The sequence below is a fragment of the Streptomyces sp. NPDC090045 genome (assembly GCF_044747975.1).
Lineage (GTDB): Bacteria > Actinomycetota > Actinomycetes > Streptomycetales > Streptomycetaceae > Streptomyces.
Genome location: NZ_JBIVFA010000025.1, coordinates 42,290 through 67,567, shown reverse-complemented (window position 1 = coordinate 67,567; position 25,278 = coordinate 42,290). Strand labels below are relative to the sequence as shown.

25 protein-coding genes are annotated in these 25,278 nt (G+C 71.1%); 15 read left to right on the top strand and 10 right to left on the bottom strand.

Annotation, left to right across the window (positions count from 1 at the left end; genetic code table 11):
- The first annotated feature begins 4 nt into the window (after window positions 1-4).
- Complete coding sequence (locus ACIPYQ_RS39135; RefSeq protein ID WP_401259232.1) at window positions 5-2,680, top strand: ATP/GTP-binding protein; 2,676 nt, start codon at window positions 5-7, stop codon at window positions 2,678-2,680.
- Window positions 2,681-2,762: 82 nt separating this feature from the next.
- On the opposite strand, the gene ACIPYQ_RS39130 is transcribed toward ACIPYQ_RS39135, so the two are convergent.
- The 9 genes from ACIPYQ_RS39130 to ACIPYQ_RS39090 form a co-directional block, all read right to left on the bottom strand.
- Window positions 2,763-3,002 (bottom strand): hypothetical protein, encoded by a 240-nt coding sequence (locus ACIPYQ_RS39130; protein ID WP_133900437.1) that lies wholly within the window; start codon window positions 3,000-3,002, stop codon window positions 2,763-2,765.
- Between the two features lie 144 nt (window positions 3,003-3,146).
- Window positions 3,147-4,304, bottom strand: coding sequence for a protein kinase (locus ACIPYQ_RS39125; protein WP_401259229.1), 1,158 nt, complete (start codon window positions 4,302-4,304; stop codon window positions 3,147-3,149).
- 111 nt (window positions 4,305-4,415) lie between these two features.
- The gene (locus ACIPYQ_RS39120; RefSeq protein WP_401259228.1) at window positions 4,416-5,240 is read right to left on the bottom strand and encodes a DciA family protein; all 825 of its coding nucleotides are present in this window, start codon (window positions 5,238-5,240) and stop codon (window positions 4,416-4,418) included.
- Entirely contained in the window at window positions 5,237-7,456 is a 2,220-nt protein-coding gene (locus ACIPYQ_RS39115) for a hypothetical protein (protein WP_401259226.1), read from the bottom strand. Before ACIPYQ_RS39115 ends, ACIPYQ_RS39120 begins: the two co-directional genes overlap by 4 nt.
- 1,125 nt (window positions 7,457-8,581) lie before the next feature.
- Entirely contained in the window at window positions 8,582-9,055 is a 474-nt protein-coding gene (locus ACIPYQ_RS39110; RefSeq protein ID WP_401259225.1) for a deaminase, read from the bottom strand.
- Window positions 9,055-9,735, bottom strand: a complete 681-nt coding sequence (locus tag ACIPYQ_RS39105) for a RibD family protein (protein ID WP_401259223.1) — start codon at window positions 9,733-9,735, stop codon at window positions 9,055-9,057. The genes ACIPYQ_RS39110 and ACIPYQ_RS39105 overlap by 1 nt, the downstream gene beginning before the upstream one ends.
- Window positions 9,736-9,739: 4 nt before the next feature.
- Window positions 9,740-11,173, bottom strand: a complete 1,434-nt coding sequence (locus tag ACIPYQ_RS39100) for a multiprotein-bridging factor 1 family protein (protein WP_401259222.1) — start codon at window positions 11,171-11,173, stop codon at window positions 9,740-9,742.
- A 124-nt stretch (window positions 11,174-11,297) separates the two neighbouring features.
- Window positions 11,298-12,002, bottom strand: a complete 705-nt coding sequence (locus ACIPYQ_RS39095) for an AAA family ATPase (RefSeq protein WP_401259220.1) — start codon at window positions 12,000-12,002, stop codon at window positions 11,298-11,300.
- The gene (locus ACIPYQ_RS39090) at window positions 11,999-12,757 is read right to left on the bottom strand and encodes a GntR family transcriptional regulator (protein WP_401259219.1); all 759 of its coding nucleotides are present in this window, start codon (window positions 12,755-12,757) and stop codon (window positions 11,999-12,001) included. The genes ACIPYQ_RS39095 and ACIPYQ_RS39090 overlap by 4 nt, the downstream gene beginning before the upstream one ends.
- Window positions 12,758-13,096: 339 nt before the next feature.
- On the opposite strand from ACIPYQ_RS39090, the gene ACIPYQ_RS39085 reads away from it, so the two are divergent.
- The 8 genes from ACIPYQ_RS39085 to ACIPYQ_RS39050 all read left to right on the top strand — a co-directional run bounded on the left by ACIPYQ_RS39085 (window position 13,097) and on the right by ACIPYQ_RS39050 (window position 18,386).
- Window positions 13,097-13,663: a hypothetical protein gene (locus tag ACIPYQ_RS39085; RefSeq protein ID WP_401259218.1), complete on the top strand. Its 567-nt coding sequence runs from the start codon at window positions 13,097-13,099 to the stop codon at window positions 13,661-13,663.
- Between the two features lie 238 nt (window positions 13,664-13,901).
- Complete coding sequence (locus tag ACIPYQ_RS39080; RefSeq protein ID WP_401259217.1) at window positions 13,902-14,171, top strand: WhiB family transcriptional regulator; 270 nt, start codon at window positions 13,902-13,904, stop codon at window positions 14,169-14,171.
- A 75-nt stretch (window positions 14,172-14,246) separates the two neighbouring features.
- Window positions 14,247-14,423, top strand: coding sequence for a hypothetical protein (locus ACIPYQ_RS39075; RefSeq protein WP_401259216.1), 177 nt, complete (start codon window positions 14,247-14,249; stop codon window positions 14,421-14,423).
- A 213-nt stretch (window positions 14,424-14,636) separates the two neighbouring features.
- On the top strand, window positions 14,637-14,828 hold the full coding sequence (locus ACIPYQ_RS39070; RefSeq protein WP_401259251.1) for a DUF5999 family protein: 192 nt from the start codon (window positions 14,637-14,639) through the stop codon (window positions 14,826-14,828).
- Window positions 14,829-14,932: 104 nt separating this feature from the next.
- A complete protein-coding gene (locus tag ACIPYQ_RS39065) occupies window positions 14,933-15,313 on the top strand; it encodes a hypothetical protein (protein WP_401259214.1) in 381 nt (126 codons plus the stop codon).
- Between the two features lie 94 nt (window positions 15,314-15,407).
- Window positions 15,408-17,450: a hypothetical protein gene (locus tag ACIPYQ_RS39060; protein ID WP_401259213.1), complete on the top strand. Its 2,043-nt coding sequence runs from the start codon at window positions 15,408-15,410 to the stop codon at window positions 17,448-17,450.
- 211 nt (window positions 17,451-17,661) lie between these two features.
- Window positions 17,662-18,153, top strand: coding sequence for a hypothetical protein (locus tag ACIPYQ_RS39055; protein WP_401259211.1), 492 nt, complete (start codon window positions 17,662-17,664; stop codon window positions 18,151-18,153).
- Window positions 18,150-18,386: a hypothetical protein gene (locus ACIPYQ_RS39050; protein WP_401259210.1), complete on the top strand. Its 237-nt coding sequence runs from the start codon at window positions 18,150-18,152 to the stop codon at window positions 18,384-18,386. The genes ACIPYQ_RS39055 and ACIPYQ_RS39050 overlap by 4 nt, the downstream gene beginning before the upstream one ends.
- A 404-nt stretch (window positions 18,387-18,790) precedes the next feature.
- Here ACIPYQ_RS39050 and ACIPYQ_RS39045 read toward each other — a convergent pair whose 3' ends face one another.
- The gene (locus ACIPYQ_RS39045; RefSeq protein WP_401259209.1) at window positions 18,791-18,991 is read right to left on the bottom strand and encodes a hypothetical protein; all 201 of its coding nucleotides are present in this window, start codon (window positions 18,989-18,991) and stop codon (window positions 18,791-18,793) included.
- Here ACIPYQ_RS39045 and ACIPYQ_RS39040 point away from each other — a divergent pair.
- The 6 genes from ACIPYQ_RS39040 (at window position 18,965) to ACIPYQ_RS39015 (ending at window position 25,264) form a co-directional block, all read left to right on the top strand.
- The gene (locus ACIPYQ_RS39040; protein ID WP_401259208.1) at window positions 18,965-20,836 is read left to right on the top strand and encodes an ATP/GTP-binding protein; all 1,872 of its coding nucleotides are present in this window, start codon (window positions 18,965-18,967) and stop codon (window positions 20,834-20,836) included. The genes ACIPYQ_RS39045 and ACIPYQ_RS39040 overlap by 27 nt on opposite strands.
- Window positions 20,837-20,852: 16 nt before the next feature.
- The gene (locus ACIPYQ_RS39035; RefSeq protein ID WP_401259207.1) at window positions 20,853-21,266 is read left to right on the top strand and encodes a conjugal transfer protein TraB; all 414 of its coding nucleotides are present in this window, start codon (window positions 20,853-20,855) and stop codon (window positions 21,264-21,266) included.
- Window positions 21,267-21,346: 80 nt separating this feature from the next.
- A complete protein-coding gene (locus tag ACIPYQ_RS39030; protein WP_401259205.1) occupies window positions 21,347-23,464 on the top strand; it encodes a chromosome segregation protein ParM in 2,118 nt (705 codons plus the stop codon).
- A 75-nt stretch (window positions 23,465-23,539) separates the two neighbouring features.
- Window positions 23,540-23,728, top strand: coding sequence for a hypothetical protein (locus ACIPYQ_RS39025; RefSeq protein ID WP_401259204.1), 189 nt, complete (start codon window positions 23,540-23,542; stop codon window positions 23,726-23,728).
- A 70-nt stretch (window positions 23,729-23,798) separates the two neighbouring features.
- Complete coding sequence (locus tag ACIPYQ_RS39020; RefSeq protein WP_401259203.1) at window positions 23,799-24,344, top strand: hypothetical protein; 546 nt, start codon at window positions 23,799-23,801, stop codon at window positions 24,342-24,344.
- A 119-nt stretch (window positions 24,345-24,463) separates the two neighbouring features.
- Window positions 24,464-25,264, top strand: a complete 801-nt coding sequence (locus ACIPYQ_RS39015; protein ID WP_401259202.1) for a hypothetical protein — start codon at window positions 24,464-24,466, stop codon at window positions 25,262-25,264.
- Window positions 25,265-25,278 lie beyond the last annotated feature (14 nt).

Here is a 25,278-nt window from a genome sequence, read left to right as displayed (position 1 = left end):
GACCGTGGCCGACCTTCGTGCGCTGTTCAGCTCCAATGACCCGTCGTCGTTCGATGTCGCGGAGGCGTTCACCGACCGGCACAGCCAGTGGGTCCTGGTGGCCGCCGCGCTGGAGGAACACCTGCGCCGCATCGCCGGCCCCTCCTTCGACGTGGAGGACCTCGAAGCCCCCCGCAGCAACGTGATCGTCTTCCACGGTGTGGGCGGTGTCGGGAAGTCGACCCTGCTCCGCAAAATCGAGGCCGCGCTCACCGCCGCCGAGCACCGCCCCGAGCAGTGGGGCGCTCCCACGTGGACGGACCGGGTGCTGCCCATCCGGATCGACCTGTCGAGGGCCGCGTCGACCGGCTCGGACTTCGAGCGCGTCATCCTGACGATCCGCCTCGCGCTCGCCGAGGCCCTGGGCAGGCCGATGCCGTCCTTCGACGTGGCGCTGCGGAACTACTGGGAGCACGTGCACCCAGGGGAGCCGCTGGACGAGTACATCCGGCGGTCCGGGCTGGCCGGGAAGTTCGCGGACATGCTGCCCCAGCAGCTTCAGGCCGGGGTCGGGGAGGTCGCCGCCGCCCTGGCGCTGCCCGGCCTGGTCGGCTCGGTCGCCGGACAGCTCACCTCGGCGCTGGTGAACGCGCTGCGCGAACGCCACGAACGCGCCCAGGCCCTGGCCGGCGCCACGCGGACAGCAGCCCTGCTGGAAGCCACCCCCGACCTGGAGGCGCTGTCCTACTACCCGCACCTGCTGGCCTGGGACCTGAGCCGGCTGCCCGCGAAGAAGCGCATCGTCCCGGTGGTCCTGCTGGACACCTTCGAGGACACAGCAGACCGCCACCGGGACTTCGAGCGGCTGCTGCAGCGCCTGGTCTGGCTCATGCCCGGCACCTTCTTCGTCATCGGCGGCCGCAGCCGCCTGCCTTGGGCGGACCCCGCGCTGCACGGCCAGCTCGACTGGACCGGCCCCGCCGCCTGGCCCGGCCTCGCCGCCTCCTCCGCCTCCCTGACGGTCCCGCAGCCGCGGGCAGCCGGCTCCGGCGCCCGGCAGTATCTGATCGGCGACCTCTCCCCCGAGGACTGCGAGACCCACCTCACCCGCCGCCTCGTCCAAGACGGCCAGCCCCTCATCGGCGCCGACATCCGGGCCGCGATCACCGCACGCTCCCACGGCCTGCCCCTCCACCTCGACCTCGCCGTCAGCCGCTTCCTGGAGATCCGCCGAACCGGCCGCACCCCCACCACAGCCGACTTCGACTGCACCTTCCCCGCCCTCCTCGCCCGCACCCTCTCCGACCTCACCCCCGAGGAACGGCACCTGCTGCGCTCCGTCGCGTTGCTGGACGCCTTCGACCTCGACTTGGCGACCCAAACAGCGGGCTTCACTCACCAGGCCGCCGCCCGGCGGCTGGCCGAACGGCCCCTGATCAGCGAGAACCCCTACGCCCTGTGGCCCTACCACCTGCACCGCGCGATCCGCAGCGCCGTACAAGATGACGAGCACAGCGACGACCGCTGGACGAACGCCGACTGGCACCAGGCCGCCACCCGCGCCCTGGCCGCCCTCGGCGACCAGTGGGCGAAGACCACCGCTCTCGCCCCCAGCCGCATGCTGCTGGTGGCGTGCCTGCGCCAGGGCCTGCGCCTCGCCCGCGACCACGGCCTGACCGGCCTGGGCTGGCTCATCGAGGCCGCCTACGTCTACACCGACGACTCCGTCTGGGAACCCCTCGCCCTGCCCACCCCGGCGGACCCGGCACCGGACACTCCCGCCGACGCCGTGGCCGAGCTCCTCACCGCGATCGCCCGCCGCCAGCACGAACACCGCCAGCGCACCGCCGACCGCCTCACCGCCGTCCTCGACACCGGCCTACTGCCCGCCGAGCTCACCGAGATGGCCCTGTACTACCGGGCCAAGGCCCACAAGGACCTCAGCCACAACGCCGCCGCCCGCACCGGCATGCAGCAGGTCGCCGACGCCGACGGCCGCCTCGCCCCCAAAGCCCGCCGCGGCCTGGCCAACCTGGCCCGCCTCGCCGGCGACTTCCCCACCGCCCTGGCCGCCGTCCCCACCCTGGGCTGGACCGGCCGCCACCATCGCGTCCTCGGCGACATCCACTGGTCCCAAGCCGACACCGCCCAGGCCGTCGCCGCCTTCGAAGCCGGCCGCGCGGAAGCCGAGCAACACGGTGCCGCCGGCGAGCGGGCCATGATGCAGGTCCGCCTCGCCCTCGCCGTCTCCTTCACCGACCCCGACCGCGCCGACGACGAGCTCGCCCTCGCCCACCAGCTCCTCGACGGCCTCGACCAGCGCTCCAACACCCTCCTTGCCCAGGTCGTCGCCCTGATCAAGGACGCCGGAACCAGCGACGTCACCGACCGCGCCCAGAGCCTGAACGCCGAGATCGAGGCCGCAGGACTTCCCTTCCTCCACCGGTTCGTGGAGCTCGCCCTCGCCTTCCACCACGCCGTCCGCGGCGAAGACCAGGCCCTGGCCGCCACCATCGACCGGCTGCGCACGCTGACCGCCACCGGCGACTTCGCCTACTTCACCGACATCGCCCACTTCATGGCCGCCCTGCCCCTGCCGGGGCCGTCGACCACCCGCTGGACCACGAGCGAAGACGACGTCCGCTCCGCGTGGCGCGGCCTCGTCCAGGCCCGGCAGGAACACCTGCTCGCCGGAAACTGACCCTGGACGCGCGACGGCCCCGACCAGAAGTGTCTGGTCGGGGCCGTCGCCATGTACGGGCCGGGCGCCGGGCCCGGATAAATCAGCCGGCGTCGGGGCGCTGCCCCACGAGCTGGGTGAGCAGCTCGATGATTTGGGCCTGGTTCCGGTCGATCTTCTCGTCCAGGGCTTCGACCTTCTGGTCGAGGTTGCCGATCTGGAGGCGTACCGCGGTGAGGTCGGACTTGATGATCCCGAACTCGCGGTCGTGCTTCTCCGCGACCTCTTCGAAGCGCCGGGTCAGGGCAGCGAGCTCGCTGTGGGCGATGGGGTCCTCGGGCACGCGGGCGCTCCTGCCAAAACGAACAGCAAATGTCGGAGGGTCCACGATAACGCGCTCGCGCCCCGTCCGGCCCAGGTCCTACAAGCCCCTCGACAGGGGGAGAGGAACGGAGCTGCTGGCGTGGCCGAGTAACCACGTAGAAGTTCAGCGGTCGATGTGCACAGTGACGTACAGGTCCCCCGGCGCGCCACCGTGCTTCCCCGGCCCGCCCAGCTCCCTGAGTCGAATCTTCTGTCCGTCGCGGAGGCCGGCGGGAAGGCGGATCTTGTAAGTGTGCCGCTCGTGGATGACCTGGCCGGTCCCGTTGCACGTGGTGCAGGTGCGTGCCGCGTTCTCGTCTTCTCTGGTGGCACAGACGAGGCACGCCCGGTGGGCGGTGACGCGCAGAGGGATGATCCCGCCGTCCGTGGCTTCCGCCTGGCTGACGACGACCTCGGTGGCGACGTTCGGGCCGCGGCTGGGCGGTGTTGCCCCGAAGTGGCGGTCGTTGATCTCTTTGAGTACGTCCCAGACTGCTCCGGCGCTGGCTGGTCGCTGAGCCGGATCCTTGGCCAAGAGGCGGTCGACGAACCGCTCCAGCTCCATGGGCACGTCCGGGCGCAGGGTACGCAGCGGGGCGGGCTGCTCCTTGATGTGCTGGTTGACGAGGTGCCAGGAAGTGCCGTTGAAGGGCCGGCGGCCGGTGACCATCTCGTAGAGCACGCATCCGAGCGAGTACAGGTCGGAGCGGTGGTCGAAGGTGCCGGACAGTGCTTCGGGTGCCATGTAGGCCGGGGTGCCGATCAGTACGCCGGTGGTGGTCACGTCGTGTCGGCCGTCGCTGCCCTTGGTGATGCCGAAGTCGACGACCGTCGCCTTGCCGTTGGACCTGATCATGATGTTGGACGGCTTGATGTCCCGGTGTGTCAGGCCCGCGTCGTGCGCGGCCTCCAAGGCGTCGGCGATGCAGGCCGCGACGTACATGGCCTTCGGCAGGGGCAGTCTCCCCGCTTGCAGCGCAGCGCTGAGCGGTTGGCCAGCCAGGAGCTCCATCACCAGGTAGGCGCACGTCTGCCCGTTGTGCATCGCGGAGCCGAAGTCGTGGACGGTGACGATGTTCGGGTGGGCGAGGCCGCCGGCTACTGCTGCCTCGCGGGCGAACCGGGCCACCTGTCGACTGCTGCCCGCGTCACCGGTGAGGACCTTGACCGCGACCAGGCGGTCGACGCGGGGGTCGTGTGCCTTCCAGACCTGGCCGAAGCCGCCCGCGCCAATGGGCTCGATCAGCCGGTAGCGCCCGTCCAACACAGCTCCTGCTTGCACGACTCCCCCCTTCGGCGCTCACCGCGACGCACGGTGTACCAGGCGTGTACCCGTCACGCTACGCCGGGACAACCGCCAGTAACAGGGAAGTGCTGATCTACAGCGTTCGGCTCAGGCCGTGGTCCGCAGTGCAGCCGGCTGAGGGACGATGGCCGCCGTCCCGGCTTCCCGGGCCGCTCGCTCGGCACGGGCCCGGCGCAGGGCGGCGGCCTCGGTCGCCGCAGCCTGACGGCGTCGCTGGACGCGGGGCTGCTCAATCGGGGCCGGCGCACCGTCCGGAACGGCGTCGAGTTCGGGAAACGCCCGGCGGCTGAGCTCGCGCATCGCCTGGCTCTGCCGCTTCACCGCCTCCGCAATGCCCGAGTCCACCTGTCGAGGCGGCGCGGCCGCGCGGTGCGCCTCGATGGCACGGCGGTAACCCTCCGGCGGGGTCCGTCGCTGCATTGGAGCGGCGGGCGGCGCGGCCGGTAGCGGGGCGGCGTCGGCCCGGCCAGGCGCGGGTACGGCGCCGGGCGGCAGGATCCGCAGGGCGTGTACGACCGTACGGCCCGCCGCAGTGTTAGCGGCCGCGATGACCCGGGCCTGCTCCAGGCGCGCCTTCGTCGCCCAGGCGGACGACTCCGGGCACACGGTGAGCTGGCCGGACTCCGGATCGAAGCCCACGGCGGCGACATGCCCGGCGAGGTCGGGGGCGATGGCCGCCCACCGCTCGCACAGGGAAGCGCCGGCGGCCGGGAGCGTCCAGGCCCGCTCGGTGACCAGCGAGCCGAGCGCGGCACCGAGGCCCATCGGCTCGCGCCCGTCCCGCCGCACCGTACGGACCAGCCGCGGCTTCGCCTTCGCCTTCTGGCCGCTGCCGTTCTTCCGCGCCGCCTCCATCGCGGCCCGCAGCGCGACCCGCGCCAGGTCGACGCCGGACACCTCGCTGCCGCTCATGCCTGCCCCCACGGCGTGTAGCCGAGCTCCAGGTGCCCCAGGCCGGACAGGCGCTGCACGGTCGCGACGAACGCCCGGGTGAACAGGCGCTGCGCCGACGTCTCGCCGTACCGGGCGATGTGGTCGTGAACGACCTGGTGATCGGCGGCCGCGCGGTCGCGCCAGTCCAGGACCTGCTCCCGGGTGAGGTCCTCGAGGACCAGCTCCTGGTCCTCGTCGACGTCGGCACGCACCGGGGCCGAGGCCGGGGCCGGGATGTCGGCGGCCGGGCGCGGCGCAGGCACCACGACTGGGGCCAGCGGCGCGGCCGGGACATCGAAGTCCGGCTGCGCGGCCGCGGCTTCGACACGGGCCTGGGCGGCCGCGGCCTGCTGCTCACGGACCTGCGCCCACCGGTGCTCACGCATCCACGCCTCGGCGGTCACCGTCTCGTGCAGCTGCCGGTCGGTGGCCGCACGGCGCTCCGCCTCGGAAGCACCGGGCATCGAGGCGTCGACGGCGGCCGCGACCGCATGGCGGGTGGCTCGGCGGTCGGCCTGCCGGTCCTCGCAGCGCGGGCAGTCCTGGCCCGAGTCCAGCAGCACCCGGTCGTCGCACCTCACGTCGGAGCACTGCTGACGCTGGGGCAGGGCCCGACCGATCAGCCAGCCCACCGGGTCCGCGATCGGGCCGCCCAGCCGCATCTGATCCTCCAGGCGCCGGGCGATCCGGTCGGCGAGGACCTGCGGAGCATCGGCGCGACCGGCGAACCCGGCCAGCCGAGCGAGCTCGCTGCGGGCGGCGGCCTCCACCAAGCGACGGGCGGCCGGACGGTCCAGACGCGCCCAGACCAGGTCGACCGGAGCCAGGACGGCCCGCAGGTCCTCCGGCGGCAGAGGCACCCTCCCCCGTTGCTGCCTGCCCTGACCCGAACCCTCCACAACCCGCACCGGAGAGCCGGCCACCGGCCCGCGGCCGGGCTTCTTGCTGCTCATCGACGGGGACTTCTGCTGCTGTTCCCCGCGCAGCGGGCCGCCGTCCTCGCGCACGCACGCGCGGTCCGGCAGACCACCGGTCCCACCACGGCCTTCGCCGGAAAAACCACCAGAGAGCGAGAGGGGAGAGACGGGAGTAACCACAGAAGCGTGAGAGGCGTGAAGGTGTGCAGCAACGGCGAGGTCTGCCGAACCGGCCTCCTCCCCCTGCCCAGCGCCCTCCATCCCAGCAACCACAGGGGTCACAGCCTCTCCGGCCGCCTCATGATCCCCGGATGCACTATCGGCGAGGTCTGAAAACACCGAGTCGGCGGCCTCGCGGGCCTCCGGGACGAGTATGCCGTGGGCCTGGGCGACCGGCAGCAGCCGCACCCGGCTGCGGGCGTTCAGCCCGGACGCCGTCTCCCGGCGGTCCACCGTCAGCACGCCCCGCTCCTGGAGCCGCGACAAGACCTTCGCACCGGCCGCCGGCGAGCAGCCCAGCAGCCGCCCGGCCGTCGCCGCCGGACGTCCCCGCTCGGTGTCCACGCTGCCGGAGCACAGCTGCAGCCAGCCACGCGAGTTCGAGGACAGCACCATCAGCAGCAGCCCGAGCCGGTCGGTCGCCGCCCCGCGCCCCGTACGGTCCGCGAGCATCCCGGCAGGGGTCGCCCCGTCCTTGGTCGACCAGCCCGGCGCGAACAGCACCTCGATCAGCTTCAGCAGCACGATCAGCTCCACCCGCGACAGCGCCAGGACGTGCCGCCGGTCCCCGCCGTGCTGCGCCCGGTACATCGGGATCACCCAGCACTCCAGGCCCGTCACCCGCCCGGCCGCGCTGGTCGTCTCGTTCGAGCCCAGCACGCCGCGCTCGCGCAGCTCCGGCAGCACCTGATGGGCGATCCGGGACGGCTTGAGGCCCACCCACCGGCCAAGCTCCTTGGCGGTGATCGTGGTCCGGTAGTTCGTCGCGACCTTCGCCTTCGCCATCAGCACCACCGCCGCGAGGCGCGCGGGGTCGCCCACCCCGTCCAGGGCAGGGGCCGACACCAGGGCACGCACCGCGCCGAGCAGCCGGGCGCGCATCGTCTCGGTCAGCTGGAGCGGGTTGCCCAGCTCCAGCTGACCGACCGGACCGGCCTGCGCCGGCACCGACCGCAGCCGACGACGCGAGCGCCCGACCGGGGCCTCGTCGACGGAGTTGTCGACGAGCTCCGAGCGCGGGTGCACGAGCAGGGCGGCTGACGCCGCGACCGGGCTCACCGGCCCGCCCGGAAGTACGAGATGGAGATCATCTCGGCAGCCTTGCGCAGAGCCCCTGTGGACAAGGGCCGAGAGGCGCGGAGAACCCCGTTCGCTCCCGCCCGGCGGGCAAGAATCTTCGATCCCGTCCCGCCCCACGGGACGGAACCGTGCATCGTCACGGCGACCGGCGCCGCCAGGAGGACAGGGATCCGTGTGACACTCAGGCCCCGGGAATCTTCGTGATTAATGGCGTGAACTGCGCAAACAGGGTGCGCGCGTCCCGTCACGCGGGAAGCGCGGGAGGCCCGAACCTGCCCGAAACGGACACGGTCGAGCTGACAGAAGACACCGATCTCGTGCACTATGGCGGGGACACCATCTCTCATATGCGAGCCGGACCGCCCCGCGAAAGCGGGACAGCCGACGAGTGAATGAGCGGATGTGTTCGCCCCCTCCGTGAGGAGCGGGCAGACACCGAACGGCAGGGGGAAAATTTCTCCTCTCGTTTTGGTGGAGCTGAATCGCAGAGCCCCTGTGGTGGGGGCCCCGTGGTGAAGCGCGCGCAGCTGGCACTGCTGCGGCTGTGGTGGCCGTGGTGAGTGGCCGGGTGTAGCGATGCAGATGAACTGGCTCGATGAGCCGAAGCTCAGGACCGGGTGAAGACCGGGACTGAGCGACCGACCTGGATGGTTAGTCGGGTCGGAGCGAAGGGCCGCGCGAGGCCGAGCAGGTGGTTAGTCCGCTTGATGGCGCGCGCGGCCGGTGGCAGTTACGTCACCCCGACCCCCTCGAAAGCGAAGGCGGAGTCGGCGTACCTGAATGCGTTCCTGACGGTGTGACCGCGATGGTGAAACGGCGTCGTGCCGCGTGAAGTTCCGTGCGGGCGGGTAGCCTTCATCCCGCGATCACCTCCCATCAGGTGTCGCCCGAACAGGGCCTTGCCCCGTTCGATAGCCCCCGTGGACCATGCCCGGTCCTGGGGGCTTTCGCCGTTATCGATCACATCTCCGCACAGCCTAGCCCTACAACCGGACACAACCGTGGGATGAATTCGCGCAACGTCCGAGCCGCCCGGAGTGCCGCGCGATTTCGTCAAGGGGTTGCCCGCGTACGGGCAACTGATTGCGGAGAGGTAAGCCCCGGTCACGAGAGTCCCTCCAGATGGGAGTTGCTTGCCTTCGCCGCGTCGGCGAGCTCGGGGAGCTCGTCCACGACCACCCCGGCCTCCGCCAGCTGTTCGACACCAATGCAGTCGGCGACGAACAGGGACGGCTCGCGCCAGGCGATGACGACGCGCGCCAGGCCGGCGTTCAGGATGAGCTGCGCGCACGGCGTGACCGCGTGGCGCCGCTGGGAGCAGGGTTCGAGCGTGCTGTAGATCGTCGCGGTGCCCAGCCTCGGGTCGCCCGAGGGCAGTTTGGCGAGCGCGGCTCCCTCCGCGTGCACGTGCGCGTCGGTCTCCCGGCTGTACCCGGTCGCCAGCTCGGTGCCGTCGTCGCCGACGATGACCGCGCCGACCGAGTAGGCGCCTTCGGACGGGGGGCACAGCTTCGACAGGTCAATCGCCCTGCGCATCCAGTACAGGTCACGCTCGTGCGCGGCGGAGGGGCCGTTCATTAGGCGCGTCCCTTCGGGGCGTAGCGGAGGAGCACGACGTCACCGATCGCGCGGGCCTCCAGCAACTGCATCCGGGCGGTTGATCCGCCCGGGTAGGCGGCGGTGCCCAGGAACTTTGGGGCGTCGGCCTGGCCGACCAGGAGCGGGGCAACGACGAGGTGAACCTCATCGGCGAGGTCCTGGGCCATGAGCTGGGTGTGGATCGTGCCGCCGCCCTCCACCATGAGCCGGCCGACTCCACGGCGGCCGAGCTCGTCGAGGACCAGGCCCCAGTCCAGCTCCGCCCCGACGCTGACGACATCGGCCAGGTCGCCGAGCGTGACCTTCACCTTGTCGATGGCCGCGTCCACGGTGAACACCAACTTCTCGCCCCCGTGGTGCCAGAACTTGAGGTCGGCGTCCAAGTCGCCGCTCGCGGTGACCGTCACCTTCAACGGATACTCGGACTTGCCCTCCGCGACCCGCTTTGCGCGACGCTCCTCGGAGTTCACCAGCAGACGCGGGTTGTCCTTCCTCATCGTTGTCGCGCCGATCAGGATCGCGTCGACCGAGGCGCGCACCTCGTCCACGCGGTCGAAATCGTCGGCATTGGAGAGCAGCAGCCGATCGGAGCTCATGTCGTCCAGGTATCCGTCAACGCTCGTGGCGGCGGACAGCAATACATACGGGCGGGCGGTCATCTGATCAGGCATCCATTTCTGATTCGTGGAGAAGAGTTCCGTCGAAAGCGCCGCGGAATTCCGCGACCTCCGACAGGCGCTGCCAGGGCACAAGTGCCTTGTCCAGACGGGCGAGCTCGTTCACGATCCGGCCGGAGCCGGTGCCCTGCGCCACGGTCAGCGCGTGCATCCCGATCGCGGCGGCCTGCTCGGGCACCCGGGCGCCGGCGAGGGACACCGCCTGCCGCGCCATGTAGACGCCGCGGTCGCGGTGGTAGCCGTCGGGGAGCAGCCGGATGGCGCCGCCGAACGCGTCGGCGGCCTGGTCGTGTTTGCCGAGGACCTCCAGGCCCTGGGCGCGGTGAACCTCAACGTACGAGGCGTTCAGCCAGACGCCCCAAGGAGAGGGGTCGGCGGCGACGCCATCGAGGGCGTTCCGCACGTGGTCGATGGCCCGCTCGCTCTCAGAGGACTCCCCCCGCAGCGCGTGGCCGTACGCCTCGTAGGTGCGGGCCACGGCGGCCAGCCGGCTGCGCGGCCGCGCCATCCGCTGCGCAGCCTCGGCCAGGTCCACGACGTCCACGAGATCGGCCATGTCCCCGGCGAGCTGCGCCTTGCGCGCCATCACGTAGGAGGTGAGGTCGACGTCGCCGACGGTGTGCGACCACTGGAAGGCGCGGTCCAGCCAGAACTGGGCCTTCGTGTTGTCCCCCAGGTCCTGGTAGAGCCAGGACAGGAACTCGCCGTACTGCGTCTGGAGCTCCATCAGGTCCTGCCGGTCACTGCCCTTGGCGTCCTGGCGCAGCTGCTTGATGACGTCGATGTACTCGCGCGCGGCCGTGATGGCCTGGCGGGGTCCCAGCAGGTTGTCGCTGTCGATCAGCAGCCTGCGCGTGCGGCGCAGGTGCTCCACCGGCGTCGACCCATACGCGGATGCGGTCCGCGCCTTACTCACCAGACCCGGGATCGCCCCCGAGTCCGCAGCTGCGGGTGATCCCACACCCAGCGCAGCCACGGCTCCGAGTCCCACCCCGCTCCGCAGGAGAGCGCGTCGATCGAGAGCCACCCACACCACCGACCCATCTCGTAGACGACAGGGGACAGAGATCCCCTCTTCGTCCGACGCTGCCTGCTCCGGCAGGGATAAAGCCAGTGCCGCCGACGACTTGGCCACATGAACGGGCGGATTGGCCACATGGCCACGGCCGTCCCCGATGCGCTCCCACAGCCGGAACAGGATGCCGCCCGCGCCCAGTGCCCCGTCCAGCCGGGCGGCCTGGTCCCGGTCGGCCATCCGCTCGGCCCGCTCGAATCGCCCCAGGTGGCTGTGGTCGAGCAGGGCCCGCTTCGCCAGTGTGCGAAGGCTGAGCCCTCGGCCCATACGGAGCTCCCGGAGCTCGTAGCCCCAGTTGTGCAGAGGCGACACCCAAGGCGTCAGCTCGTTCGCCTTCTGCGCCATCTCGCCCCCCAATCCCGTGGTTTATGTGGCCAGTTCACCAGGCCACATGTCAGATCTGGAAGTTGCGACTCCCCCAGAGCTAGAACCGAAGAGTGCAGGTCGGCCTAGACGTGGGAGGTGTGTTTCAGTGGGTTTCGTTCTTGCCGATCTTGGCTTCAATCGCGGACAGCACGTTGGCTGGCTTTCCGTCGTAAACGATGTGCGGTTCATCGGCAGTGGGCGCATGGAAGCGGCCTGCGAACCGCAGCAGGTCTTCCTCGCTGAACTCAATGCTGTTGGCGTCGACGAGTGCGTGGGCATTGCGATCCTGGATCCTTTCCCAGCGCACTTCATGCGGGACGGGCAGGTAGACCAGTACAGGCGTGCCGCCGGCCTCCATCACCGACGCCGCCCACAATCCGCGCTCTTCGGGGGTCCAGAACCCGTGGTCCACCACGACGTCCTGGCCAGCTTTCAGGAGCTGCTGGAGCTCCAGTGCGATGTCCTGAAGGACGGGCGCCTCTCGAACGCGGAACTCACCGCGGGGGAAGTCACGCCCGTAGTGGCCGTAGCGGCGGAACATCTCCTCATCGGGGCAGAGACGCCGGAAACCCGCCTGCTCAAGGGCACGGGCCAGAGTCGTCTTGCCCGCTCCCGGCATCCCGGCCATGAGGATCCCGCAGGGCGCAGGCCCCGGCCGGCCGGACAGAGCGGCGGAGATACGGCTGATCTCGAATCGTCCTTCCAGAGTCAGGATGTCCGCGTGCGCAGCTCGAAGGAGTTCTTCGAGACGCGCACCGAGGCAGTTCACGAGAGTGTCGTCCAGGATCAGGGTGTCGTGACTGGTCACCGTACGACCTCCGACGTAGTGCGCCGAGTGCGTCCGGGAGCACCCAGGTCTACGCCGTACTCCAGCAGTTCCCCGTCGGCGTCCAGGAAGCGTGCTGTCAGCACCAGGATCGCTGCGACGGTGCCGGCCTCCAGTTCCAGGAGCTCGAGGTCGCTCGCATTGGCGATGCGGGCGGTCTCCTCGTCCACGCGCTGTACGACCTTGCGTCCGGTAGTCCGGGCGATGAGGTCCAGCGACAGCCCGCCCTTGAGGCGCTCGCTCTTAGCCAACTCGGGTAGTACTCCGGCGAACTCCGCAGGGATCCAGGACGTGGAGTGGGAGACGATGCCGTGAACATCCCGGTAGACGCGGCTTCGGCGAATCACATCGTCACCAGGATCGATGCCGAAGGCGTAAGCGACGTCATCAGGGGCCGCCACTATGCCGGCGGTGTGACCGCTCGACTTCTCGCCTACTCCCCACGACGACTGCGTCCTGCTGCTGCGGTCGTGGCGCTCTGCACCGGAGGCGAGCGACACAGGACGCGCCATTACCTCGGTGCCGACACCCGGGATGCCCTGGACCAACTTCTCGTCCCGCAGCAGCTTCATGGCCCGGTCAGCCGTGGCCGTGCTGACCTCCCAATGGTCGGCCAGCCCGCGGATGCTCGGCAGCAGGTCACCCGGCGAGAGCTCCCCGGAGCTGATGAGGTCGCGGTAGAAAGCCGCGATTCGCGCGTACGGCGGTCGGTTGTCCGCTCGGGGTTGCCCTGGCATGTCGCCTCGCCTCCTTCTTTTTCGTCTGGGTGCCTCACTATACCGCTTGACACTTGAGGTTACCTGATGCAACCTGATGTATGTAAGGCGGCGGCGCGGTGATCCTCCGGGAACACCGCGCAACCGCACCAGCAAGACCGCAGTAGTCGTCCGCCTTCGGGCGGCCGGGGTCGAGAGCTCCACCAAACTCCCCCGGGCCTGACAGCACGACGACTGCGTGCACCGTCGCAGCGCAGTGCGCTGTCTGTCCTGCGGGACGCCCGGCTTGCCGAGCGACCTGGAGTGGCAGAGAGAGCATCGGCGACGCGCCCCCTGCCACTCCATTCACGAGGAGTCCGCATGTCTGCTTCGACGATTGAGCGCACCGCCCGTCCCCGTAAGAGCCGGACCCGCTCCCGGAACATCAACGGCCGCCCGGCGCTCGTCATCTCCACCCTCCGCCCCCACCAGTACGACCTACGCCCCGCCTGCGCGTCGCTGATCTGCCCTGACTGCAAAACGTGGGTGCCGATCACCGGCATCCAGGCCCGGCAGCAGAAGCTCGTCCCGCACGACACCGGCCGTGCGGGGAAGGACCCGGCCGTCCGCTGCCAGGGCAGCAACCGCCTCGTCACCGTCGACGTCGCGTTCGAGAAGTGGCAGCAGCGCCTCCAGGACGGCGGCGCCGAGACCGCCGCCCGGCGCCCGACCACCGTGCTGCCGAAGGCGTTCAGCCCCCGGACCGACCAAACGCTCCGGGCCCGCGCGCAGCGCACGCCGGCCGGACGCGAAGCCGACTGGAACGCGGTACTGCCCCAGGTCGCTGACGTCGACGTTGCCCGTCGGCAGGTGCCCGCCGGCGACGCGCCGCTGGACGGCCCGACGGTTCCGCTGACCACGCTTCACCCTCAGCGCCCGACCTGCTGACCAACCGCACGATCGACCACGGCCCCGGCCGCCCCGCACGACCGGGGGCGGCCGGGGCCGTGGCTGCTCGTACGAACAGCCTGAACAGCACGACAGCCCCGGTGACTTGAGACCCTCCGGGGCTGTCCAGGACCTACGTGGAGGACCTGATGCAGCCCAGCATCGCACGGAACGACGGCGACTCCGACCCGATCATGGACGAGGCCCTGCGCCGAGTCCGCGAGGGGCGGTGACCGGCATGGACTGGCGCCACAACGCGATCTGCCGCGAAGAGGCGGACCCCGAGCTGTTCTTCCCCATCGGCAACACCGGCCCGGCGCTCCTGCAGATCGAGGAGGCCAAGGCCGTCTGCCGCCGCTGCCCCGTCATGGAGCACTGCCTCCAGTGGGCGCTGGAGTCCGGCGAGGACACCGGCGTCTGGGGCGGCCTGTCCGAGGACGAACGGCGCGCGATGAAGCGCCGCGCCGCCCGCAACCGGGCCCAGACGAGGAAGGAGGCGTCGGCATGAGCGACGCCGACCTGAAGCGCCTGGAGGACTGGCGCCGCCGGACCGAGAAGGAGCACGACTTCGGCCGCCGCGCTCATGGCTGAGGGCCTGTACGACCGCTACATGAAGGCCGCGGCCGCCAACCGCGCGCACGGCGAGACCTGCGAAGGGTGCTCGCCGGACGCGCGGTGCGACACCGGCCAGCGCTTGTACGAGTCGTTCGCCCGGCTCCAGGACTCCTACCTCGCCCAGCAGAAGCAGAAGCGGCGCTGACCCGCCCTGCGGGACGGAAGCCCAACTTCCTGCCCGCGCCCCGCTCCTCAACCAGGCCGGCCGCCCGCACTACGGGCGGCCGGCCTTCCGCACGCCTTCGGTCCGGGAGAGTCTCGGGCCCGCTTCCCCTCGCCAGGAGAGCTCATGCACCGCAGCACCCAGCTCGACACCGCGACCACCATCACCGACACGGCCCGGCAGCTGCCGGAGTCGCTGTGCACGCACCGGCCGACGTGCCCGACCGCCGACAGCCCGGACCGCGAGGCCGCGCACACCATCGCCAGCCACCCCGAACAGGGCTGGAGCCTGCTCTGCAACTCCGTCGTGATCTTCGAGGACACCGGCGAGCTTCTCCCCGACGGCCAGATCATCGCCCCGCACCGCCCCCTCGCGGCCACGGCCTGACGGCTGCCCGATCCGCCCGCACCGACCGCCGAACCCCTGGCGGCCGGGTCGGGCGGTGACAGGGAGCCGGACAGCCCGGACCACGATCCGCGAGGAGAAACCGGATGCACGCCTACACCGGAGCCGCAGCCACCACGGCCACGACGTTCAAGCCCGACGACTACGTGCTCTACCGCAACCCGGAGAAGTTCTGGAAGGGCGAGCCGAACCACACGTTCGTCTGCCGGGTGGAGGCATCCTTCCCCGCGTCCCGCGGCCAGGTCTGCTACACCCTCACCCGCCTGAGCGACAACGGCCGGATCTACAACGCCCAGCCCGCCTACATGCGGCTGCTGCCGTCGGCCGACGCGATGCGCGACATCGACACCGCGCCGCTCAGCACCGACGCGGTCGCCGACGACATGACCCCGGCCGCCGTCGCCTGGCTCACCCAGCAGGCCGCCACCGCCTCCCGGCGGCCGGAACTGCCGCCGAAGCACGCCTGACCCGCACACCCCCCGCACCAGGCTGCGGCCGCCGCCTCCCCTCTATACAGGCGGCGGCCGCAGCCAGGCGTACATCGAGAAAGGACCCGCCGCTGTGACCGCCCGACGCCAGACCCGCCGGCCCGCCACGAAGACGACGAAGACCACCACGACCAGCCCGGCCGACAAGACCCCCGAGACCACCAACGGGGCCGTGGCCACCGCGCCCGCGCCCGGGCCGGAGGTCGACACCGGGGCCGCGGTGACCGCCGCGCGCGCAGAGGCCGACCAGCTGCTCGCCGCCGCCCGCAGCGAGGCCGCCGCACTGCTGGAGACGGCCCGGCAGCAGCAGGCCGACGCCGACGCGATCACCGCGAAGGCGCAGGCAGAAGCCGAAGCCGCCACCACCAAGGCGCAGGCGGAGGCGGACGAAGTCGTCGCCGCCGCGACCGCGCAGGCCGAGCGGATGCGCAAGCTCACCGGCGAGCAGATCTCGGCGGCCGAGGAGACCGTGCAGCGCGCCCGTACGATCGCCGACGGCGACCTGGCCGCCGCCGAGCAGACCCTGGCCCGCCGTCGGCAGGCCGCCGAGAAGCTCCAGGTGGAGGCGGAGGCGGAGGCCGGACGGATCGTGGAAGCGGCCCGTACGCGTGCCGAACAGATCCGCGCCGAGGCCGACGAGGACAAGGCGCGGGTCCAGGGTGAGGCCGAGGCCACCGCCGCGCACGCCGCGCACCTGGTGGAGGAGGCCAAGCAGCGGGCCGCCGACCTCATCGCAGCCGCTGAGGACGACGCCCGCGCCCGGCGCGAGGCCGCTGCCGAGATGCGCGAGCAGGCGGAGAAGGACTCCGAGCAGCTGCGGACCCAGGCCCGCGGGGAGGTCGCGGCCGCCGAGGAAGACGCGGCCAGGATCCTGGACACCGCCCGTGGCCAGGCGCGCGAGCTGCTGCGTGAAGCCGAGGAGGACGCCGACGAGCGGCGCTCCGAGGCGCAGCAGACGCTCCAGGCGGCGCAGGAGCAGGCCGAGGACAGCGTCCTCAAGGTCCGCTCGATCGCCGAGGCCAAGGCTGCCGGCGCCATCTCCAGCGCGGAGGCCGCGGCCGCCGAGCGGATCGCTGCGGCCGAGCTGGAAGCGGCCCGCCTGGTCGTCGACGCCGAGAAGGAAGCCGAGTCGGTGCGCTCTCGCTCCCGCTCCGAGCAGCAGGAGGCGTGGGCGGAGCTGGAGGCCACCCGCGAGGAGGTCGCCAAGGCCGAAGCGCTCATCGCCCGCCAGGTGAAGAGGAAGAACTTCGTCAACACCTGGGGCCCGCGCGTGGCCCTGGGCGCGACGATCGTCCTCACCGCCTCCGGCGAGTTCGCGCTGGCCAAGCTGACCGGCTGGCCCGCCGAGGTCGCCTGGGCGCTGCCGCTGGCGATCGACGTGTACGTCGTGCAGGCGTTCCGCCGGCACCGCGACGTCGCCGCCGCGCTGATCCTCATGGTCGCCGCGAATGCCGCCTACCACCTGGCAGCGGCCGGGCTGGTCGGCGTCGACAAGGCCGACGGCAACAAGCCGCTGTGGTGGCTGATCGTCGCGGTCGCCGCGATCGCCCCGTGGGTGATGTGGCGCATCCACCAGATCACCAAGGAGCCCGGTGAGACGGACTCCGGTGAGACGGGCCCGACCAAGCAGTCCGGGCCGGGTGAGACCGAGCGGAGCACCGCCGCCGGTGAGACTGGGCCCGCCCGAACCGCCGATCTCACCCCGCCAGGTGAGACGGTCCCCCACCCGCGCAGCGCCCCGGCACCCGATGCCGAGACGGGCGAGGGCGAGACGGGGTGGACCTTTGAGACGGCCACAAGTGAGACGGGCCACTGGGTGAGCACCGGTGAGACGGCGACCTACACGGTTGAGACTCCCAGGTCAGACCGTGAGACGAACGAAGGCGGCACGGGCGCGGTCGCCATTCCGCTGCGCCCCGCTGAGACGAACCGCCCCGCGCTCGCCCGGGACGCTGAGATCGAAGGACAGGTCACCTCGCTCCTGACGCTGATGTACCGGCGCCAGGGCAAGGACACCGTCTCAGTCGACGAGGCGAAGGACATCCTCGGCGTCTCACGGGCCACCGCCGGACGCCGCCTTGAGATCGCACGGTCCCGCTTCAAGAACGTCTCGTGAGACCGCACGGCTCGCACCGACCGCCGACGGGCGCTCAGCCCTGACGGCACGGCACCACTCAGCGGACCCGCCGGAAAGCCGGCGTGCCCGCATCATCCGGCACACATCAGTGAGGGCCAGCCCGCGGGATTCGGGCTGGCCCTCGCCGCGACTGCCGGAAGCAGTCCACAGCCCCCCGAGTACAGCAGATCCGATCCCCACGGAGGACCCCGTGAGCACCGACGACAAGCCCTTCTTCGACGACCCGAACGCGGCGCTGCGCGAGATCGCGCAGAACCCCGCCGCCTACGCGCACTACCTCGCGGACTTCAACCGGGTCGTGCTGGACATGGCGGCCAAGCTGGAGGTCCTCCAGCGCGAGACCCGCGTGCACTGCCGCGGGACCCGCGTGGAGGGCGACAAGATGGGCCAGGCTTTCCTGCGCTCTTTCCCGGTGGAAAAGTCCCTGAACGACGTTCTCAAGAACCTCAAGAGCGCCACTGCGGGACTGGAAAAGAGCGCCCATAAGCGCCACGCCCACGATGAAAAGGTGAGGGAGGTAAAGAAACAGCGCAAGGAAAAGGCGCAGCTCAAGGAGCGGAAGAACAACCCGCCGCTCCAGGCCGCCCCGGAAAACCCGGGACAGTGGGGTGCGCAGAGCCCGAATATGGGCTATGGTGGCCCCACGTCGATTTACAACCTGGACCGCAGGGAGTCGGCGTGAGTGCAGGTCGCCCGCTCACGAAGGTCGAGCGGAAGAGAATGAACCGTGCGGAACACGAGCGGAAAATCAGACAGGATCTGATCGCCCAGCACGGTAACGACCTCGGCACCTTCTACTACTGGCTCCGGATTATGAATATCCGGGGCACCCAGGCTTATCGCGACGGAGACACGGCGTTCATCCGTGACGTCGCGCTCGCCCTGGAGAACGTCTACCGCCGCCACGCCGGCTAGCTTCCCGCGCCCCGTACGAAGGGCCGCCTCCGATCCCGGGGGCGGCCCTTCGGCGGTCCCAACGCGTGCCGCGCGTGTCGCGTGCCGCGCGTGGCGTGCGCGCGTGTACGCGAGGCCGGTGCCGACTGTCAAGCCCAGGAGGAGGGAGTCGCGTGTCCGACGACACCGACAGCAACGTTGTTCACCTCCCCGCTCGGGGCAGTGATTCCGGCGGAATGCCGGACGCTCCCGACGGCGGGGATCTCTTCTATTCCGAACCGTCCGAAAGTGCGGGCGGTGGTGCTCCTCCGGAGTCCCCGGCGGGGACGGCACGGGAACTCCCGCCGATTCGCGGGCCTATTTCCCCGGAAACGGCTTTGCGGGAGACTGGAATTCCCGGCCCTCCGGATTCTGGCGGCGGAGAATCAGGGGGAGGTGAATATGTTCAGGCTCGTTCTCTCGCCGATCGACTCGGTGACTGGCTGGAATACCGGCTGGAAGTGGTGCGCGAACAGCACGCCGGAGAAGCGCCGTTCCGTGAGGCGGAAATAGCGCGCAAGACCGCGCTTTTGGAGGCCCGTACCGCGCAGGAAGTCGCGATGATGGAGCAGAACGGCCAGCTCCACACCGCGATGATGAAAGCGAAGGCGGACAAGACGGCAGCCCGCGGCAAGGCCGACTCGCGGTCCTCCGGCTCCGGCATGGGCGCCGACAAAGGCCGCTCGAAGGCCGGCGGCGGGGGCGGCTCACGCGGCAGCTCCGGCGGATCAAGCCGCGGTGCCAGCGGCGGCCGAGGTTCGGGAACGAACGGCTCTGGCGGAGGTCCTGGGCGCGGCTCCGGGGGCGGCAACTCCCCCAAGGGCGCCGGGAAGGGCTCTGATCGCTCCGCTGGCGGCCGTAGCGGCGGTTCGAAGGGCAATGAGTCGTCCGGCGGCTCCAAAGGCCGCCAGAACGGCTCTGGCGGGGCCGGGGCGGGCAAGGCCGGTACCGGCAAGGGCAGTTCGGGCGGCTCCGGCAAGAACGGCTCGAGCAGCTCCGGGTCCGGCAAGGGCGGCTCGAAGGGAGACGGCGGCAAGTCGCAGAACTCGCCGGCCAGCCCGGCGGCCGAACGGGCCCGCGGCCGCCAGGAGCGCGCCGCCGCCCGCCAGGCGGCACGCCAGCAGCGGCGCAGCGCCAACCAGGCCGCCAACCTCGCCGACCGCAGCAAGGACCGCGACCAGGACCGTGCCGCCAACCAGGCAGCGCGGGAAGAACGCCGAGTGGCGAAAGCCGAACGGAAGGCCGCGAGGAAGGCGAAGCGGGAGGCCGCCAAGGCCGCCGACGGCCGCACCACCTTGGGCGCGGCCGTGGCGGCTGAGGCGCAGCGGCGCTGGGATGAGCGCCGCGCGGCGGCGGAGAAGGACAAGGCCGCGAAGGACGGCAAGGCCAAGGACAGCACTGGTGATGGCAAGGCCGCCACCGGCGACAAGGACTCCGAGGCCACGACCAAGAAGATGCCCAAGGCCGACCCTGAGACGCCCTCAGACGGCCCGGACGATGGGTCCGCGACTAAGGAATCGGAGGACACGAAGAAGGACGACGAGAAGCTGTCTGACGACTCCAGCGACAAGGACCCGAAGGACGGCACCGGGACGGACGACAACTCCAAGCAGGACGACGTCCAGGACCCGCCGGACGCCGGCTCGAAGCCCGACGATGTCAAGGACCCGCCGGACGCTGGCGACAGCGGCGACGGGCGCTCCTACAAGCAGCGGCTCAAGGACTTCTTCGCCAAGTCCGGCGAGGACACCGCCCCACCCGAGCCGGAGGAGTCCTCGACGCTTCGGCCGGAGGATCTCGGGGTCACGATGGACCGCCCTGGCGGCCCGACCCGGTCTCCGAAGTCCGAATCGGCTGAGGAGGACATCCCGGACGCGGTCATCGTCGAGGACCCGAGCGATCCCTTCGGGGCGCACGTCAGCAGCCCGGCGAGCCTCCCCCGCGCCCCGGAACCCCCCGCCCAGCGTCCCGGCACCAGCCGCCCCACTGCACAGGAGGACCCCGTGGCATCGGAGGTCAGGAAGCCCGCGTCGGGCCAGGCCGGTATGGCGGCCAAGCACCGAACTGACATCACCTTCAGCGAGTACCTGATGGAGATCGTGAACATCGCGGTCGCCGCCGGACTCGACAAGGACCGCGCCGAGGGCCTGGCCGTCGCGCTCGGCAAGGTCGCCGACGCCCTGCGGGACATGGCGGCCGACCTGGTCGGTGACCACAACATCGCCACCGAGGTCGTCGACCAGATCACGGACCTGGCCGACGCCGCGGCCCGCATGAAGCAGCTGGCCGAACGGTGCGCCACCGAGTGCGAGATCGCCTCCGAGGCCGCCCGGATCGCCGCCGTCTCGGTCGGCCGGACCTACGGCGAGGACATCCAGGCCATGGACGACGCGGGCCTGGCCCACGCCTCCTCCGCCGCCCACCACGACTAGGAAAGGGGATCCGCTGATGAGCGACCTCGCGCCCCACACCAGCGGCGCCGCCGCCCGGACGGACGGCGACAACCGCTACAAGGCCGTCCAGCACAAGCTCAAGACGCTGGGCACGGCCATGACCATGGCCAGTAACGAGCTCGAAGCGCTGCTGCGCGGGATGCGCATGAACGCCCAGCGCGCGGAGGGCCTGGCGGTGGACATCGCCAACGCGGAGCTGGACCGCAAGTTCATCGAGATGACGAACCAGGTGTCCGTCGCCCTGGGCGGCGCCGCCGTCGAAGTGAAGAAGCTCTACGAGACGGCCCAGGAGGTCTCCGGCCTCGCCCACGACACGCGGCGTACGCACGCGCGGCTGTACGAGGGCCTGGACACCGTCCGCTCCGGTCGCCCGGAGCGCACCCCCAAGCCGGGCTTCTTCGCTCACTGACCCGATTCACCGAATCCCCTGATGGGCGGCCCGCCACCGACGGCGGGCCGCCCATCGTCACTCCCGAAGGAGAAACCCCCGTGTCCGTGCCGCGCAGCGTCGCCCTGGAGCGCACCCTCTACACCCTGACCGCCCCGGTCCTCGCCGCGGCCCCGAACCTCTTCGCCGACAGCCCCGTCAACACGGTCGTGCAGCTGGCGGGCGCGGCCGGCGTCGGCGGCTGGGTCCTGGCCTACAAGAGCAACGAGCCCGGCACGGGACGCAAGATCCTGCGCTGGTCCCCGCTCGTGGCCGCCGCCGCCATCGATGTCGCCGCCCGGAACACGATCGGCTGGGGTCCCTACTGCCTGGACGCCCTGCTCGCTGCCGGATGGGCGGCAGCCGGCCTGCTGGTGATGCCCTTCTCCCGGCACACCCGCCGCCGGCACCGTCCCGCCCTCGCCGCCCCGGCCTTCGCGCCGCAGCTGCAGCCCGCCCCCGAACCGTCCCCGGCCCAGCCGGACGACGGCGCGGACACCTTCACCCGCCAGGTCCGTCAGCTGTGGGAGAACCGTGGCCTGCCCGGCCGCACCATCGTCGTGAAGGCCACCCCGCACCCCGGCATGCCCAACGACCTGTCGCTGCTGCTGCGCGCCACCGAGGCCGGGCGGCCGATCTCCGGACTCACCGACGACGCTGTCGCCGCCGCGTTCGGTGTTGACGCCAGCGATGTGCGGATCGAGGAGGTGGCACGGCAGTACGGGCGCGAGGGAGGACCCGGCTGGAAGGAAGTCCACGTCACCCCCGACCTGAACGAGAGGCGCCGCAAGGCCCCCACCGACCACGAGTGGTGGGCCGACCGGATCGGGCAGGCGGGCGGCCCCGTCCCTGGCTCAGAGTTCGTCAAGAAGGTCCGAGACCCGGGACGCAAGGTCACCCACTACATCGCCCAGGTCCCCGACGACATGGGCGAGCCGCGCGTCAACCAGCACACGCTGGCGGCCGCGCTGAAGACCAAGTACGACGAGGGTCGGCTGTTCGTGACCGTCGACGGCAGCCAGGTCCTGGTCTCGCTGTGGGACACCTCGCCGCTCGCGCAGGTCTTCCCCGCAACGAGGGAGCTGCTGACCCCGGACAAGGACGGACGGTGGGTGACCGGCTACCTCGGCAACGGCCAGCCCGCCCGCAACCGGGTCTACACCGACCGGGGCGCGGCCCACGGCCTGTTCGTCGCCCCGTCCGGCGGCGGCAAGACTCAGCTGATGGCCCTGCATGTCGCGGCCGACGCCCTGTTCGGAGCCGTGGTCATGCTGGCCACCGAGGCGCCGGACGAGAAGACCGCCGCACTGGGCAAACACACCGCCCGCTACGGCATCGGCGCGCTCTACATGATCCGCCTCCTGCGCGTCCTGGACGCGCTGATGGAGATCCGTGGCGAGATGGTCTGGGAAGACGGGCGGGTGCACGACTGGGACCCGGGCCAGCCCGGCTGTCCCTACCGGATGCTGTCCGCCTACCTGGACGAGTTCCTCTCCGCCGCCCGCGACGGCGAATACGGCGCGGAGATCATGGACCTAGCTGAGGGGGTGTCGGTCAAGGGCCGCAAGTACGGCATCGGCATCAAGGTGGCCGGCCAGTCCATCTACGTGCAGGACGGGTTCACGCAGCTGCTGTGCGAGAACCTGCGGGAGAACTGCATCCCGGTCGTGCTGAAGGTCGCGCCGAAGAAGGTCGGCGAGATGTTCAAGGCCCTTGGCATCTCGTCCGAGAACACCCCGGCCCCCCTCCCCCGTTCCTTCTCTCCCGCCGAAGCGGGCCGGATCGAGCGGGTGATGCGCGGGGAGCCCGAGCCGCCGTCGGACTCCAACACCGGCGGCGCCGGATGGATCGTCGAAGCCAAGCAGCCCGATGTCCTGCGCACGTTGTTCATGGACTTCAAGGCCGGCATCGACGGCTACTTCCCCGACACCATCGCCACCCTGACCGACCACGAGATCCGCGAGCTCGAAGCGCGGGACCTGTGGTTCGACTGGACCGAGCCGCCCCGGCCCGGCGAGTTCGGCCCCGAACCCACGGACGACGAGTACGGGGACGAGGACGCGCCAAAGAAGGGCGGCGGCAAGCGCCGCAGCGGGGGCGGGAAGTCCGCAGCCCGCCGCGACGCTGTCACCTCGCCCCGCCAGGCGCTGGAGGCCATTAAGAACCTCTCCGGCGTCTGACCCACCCACACACATCCCGCAGGGCCCGGCCGTACCTGGCCGGGCCCTGCTTCCACCTGGAAGGACACACCGCTCGTGGCCGTATCGATCTCCGCCGTCGTCCTGCTCGGCATCGTCGCCTTCGTCCTCATCCGGGGCGGCTCCGTACGCCTCTGGCATGCCCTGGCCTGCGCCGGATTCGGCTTCTTCCTCGCCTCCACCGGCGCCGCACCCACCATCAACGACGCGATCGGCGCCGTCACCGGCTGGATCTCCAGCATCTGACCCGCCCCGGCCGCCGACGTCGAAGGCCGCCACCCCTAGCCCCGCACCTTCGACGCCCCAGGGAGCCCCGATGCCCCAGACCCACCCCGCCATAGACCAGACCGCCCCGACCACCGCAGCGCCCGCGCCGCCGACGGAACTGTCCCTCGAGGAACGCCTGGCGTTCATCAACGCGGCGATGACCGTGCGCCTGGACGAAGCGGCCATCGCCTACGAGGTCAACACCGCCCACATCCCCACCGAGCCCGTCGACCTGGCCGACATCATCGTCGGCCCCCTCGACACCGGGCCCGCCCCGTTGCCCGAGCTGTACCCGACACCGGTCGCAGCCCTTCTGCAGCGCGCCCACCACCGGCTGCTCACCGGCGGCTGGTGCTCCGGCGCCCTGGTCGACGAGGACGGCGCCCGCTGCATGCTCGGGGCCATCCGGATCGAGGCCCGCGGCGACAGCGGCCTGGAAGACAGCGCGGCCGCCGTGCTCCTGGACGCGATCCGCCGCAAGTTCGGCGACGACGTCCACTCCGTGCCGTCCTTCAACGACGCCCACAGCTCCAGCCGCATCCCGATGCGAATGCTTGACCAGGCCGCCGGCCTCGCCGACACCCGCGGCCTCTGACCCCCTGCTCCGGACCACCTGCCTCGCACCCGAACCCACGCGGTCGGGTGCGGGCCAGGCCGTCCGGCCTGCGCACCACCGCCCACCACACCAACCCCCAGCGAGGGAGACGCCCCGCCATGCAGTCCGACAACAAGCCCATCAACGGCCAGCAGCACCCGACCAGCCCGAACTTCTTCGACCTGATCGACCAGACACCCCCGCCGCCGCTGCCCGACGTGAAGAACGTGCCCCGTACGAAGCGCTTCGCCCAGCTGCGCGCCGGATGGGACGCCTCCTGGGAGCAGGGCGGCTTCCTGTACGAGCGGTGGGAAGAGGTGTTCCAGGCCCGGCACGCCGACTGGCACGAGATGGCCACCTGGATCAAGGCCGTACTCAGCCTGGCCGGAGTGTGCGCCGTCATCATCCTGCTGGACACCGCCAGCGACATCGTCTCCGCCGTGGCCCACCGGATCGCCACCGCCACCCCCGACACCCAGCTGGCGTCCGAGACCTCCAACAGCTTCTGGGCAGTGATCGACACCCCGATCCGCTCCTACATCGCCCAGCACACCAGCCACCTCGCCGTCAGCGGATCCGCCGTCTACGCCTTCTGGCAGGCGGTGGGCCTGTTCGGCCTGGTCGGCGGCTTCTTCCACAGCTCCGGCGCCCGCATCACCTACACCCTCTGGGGCGCGGCCAGCATCGGCATGGTGTGGTCCGCCTCCCCCGCCGACGGCCGCGCCGTCGCCACCGGGATCGCCGTCCTCGCCTGGACCATCGCCTCTGTCTTCGCCCTGCGCGGCCTGAGCCTGCGCCCGGTCATCCACACGGTCTTCCAGCCCCGGATCGACATCCGCCCCGAGGTCCATATCCCGCCGCAGTCCGCGCCCGTCCACGACGACCTGGACGAGCCGGACAACCTCCACCCGCTGCGCTGACCCACCGCACCGCC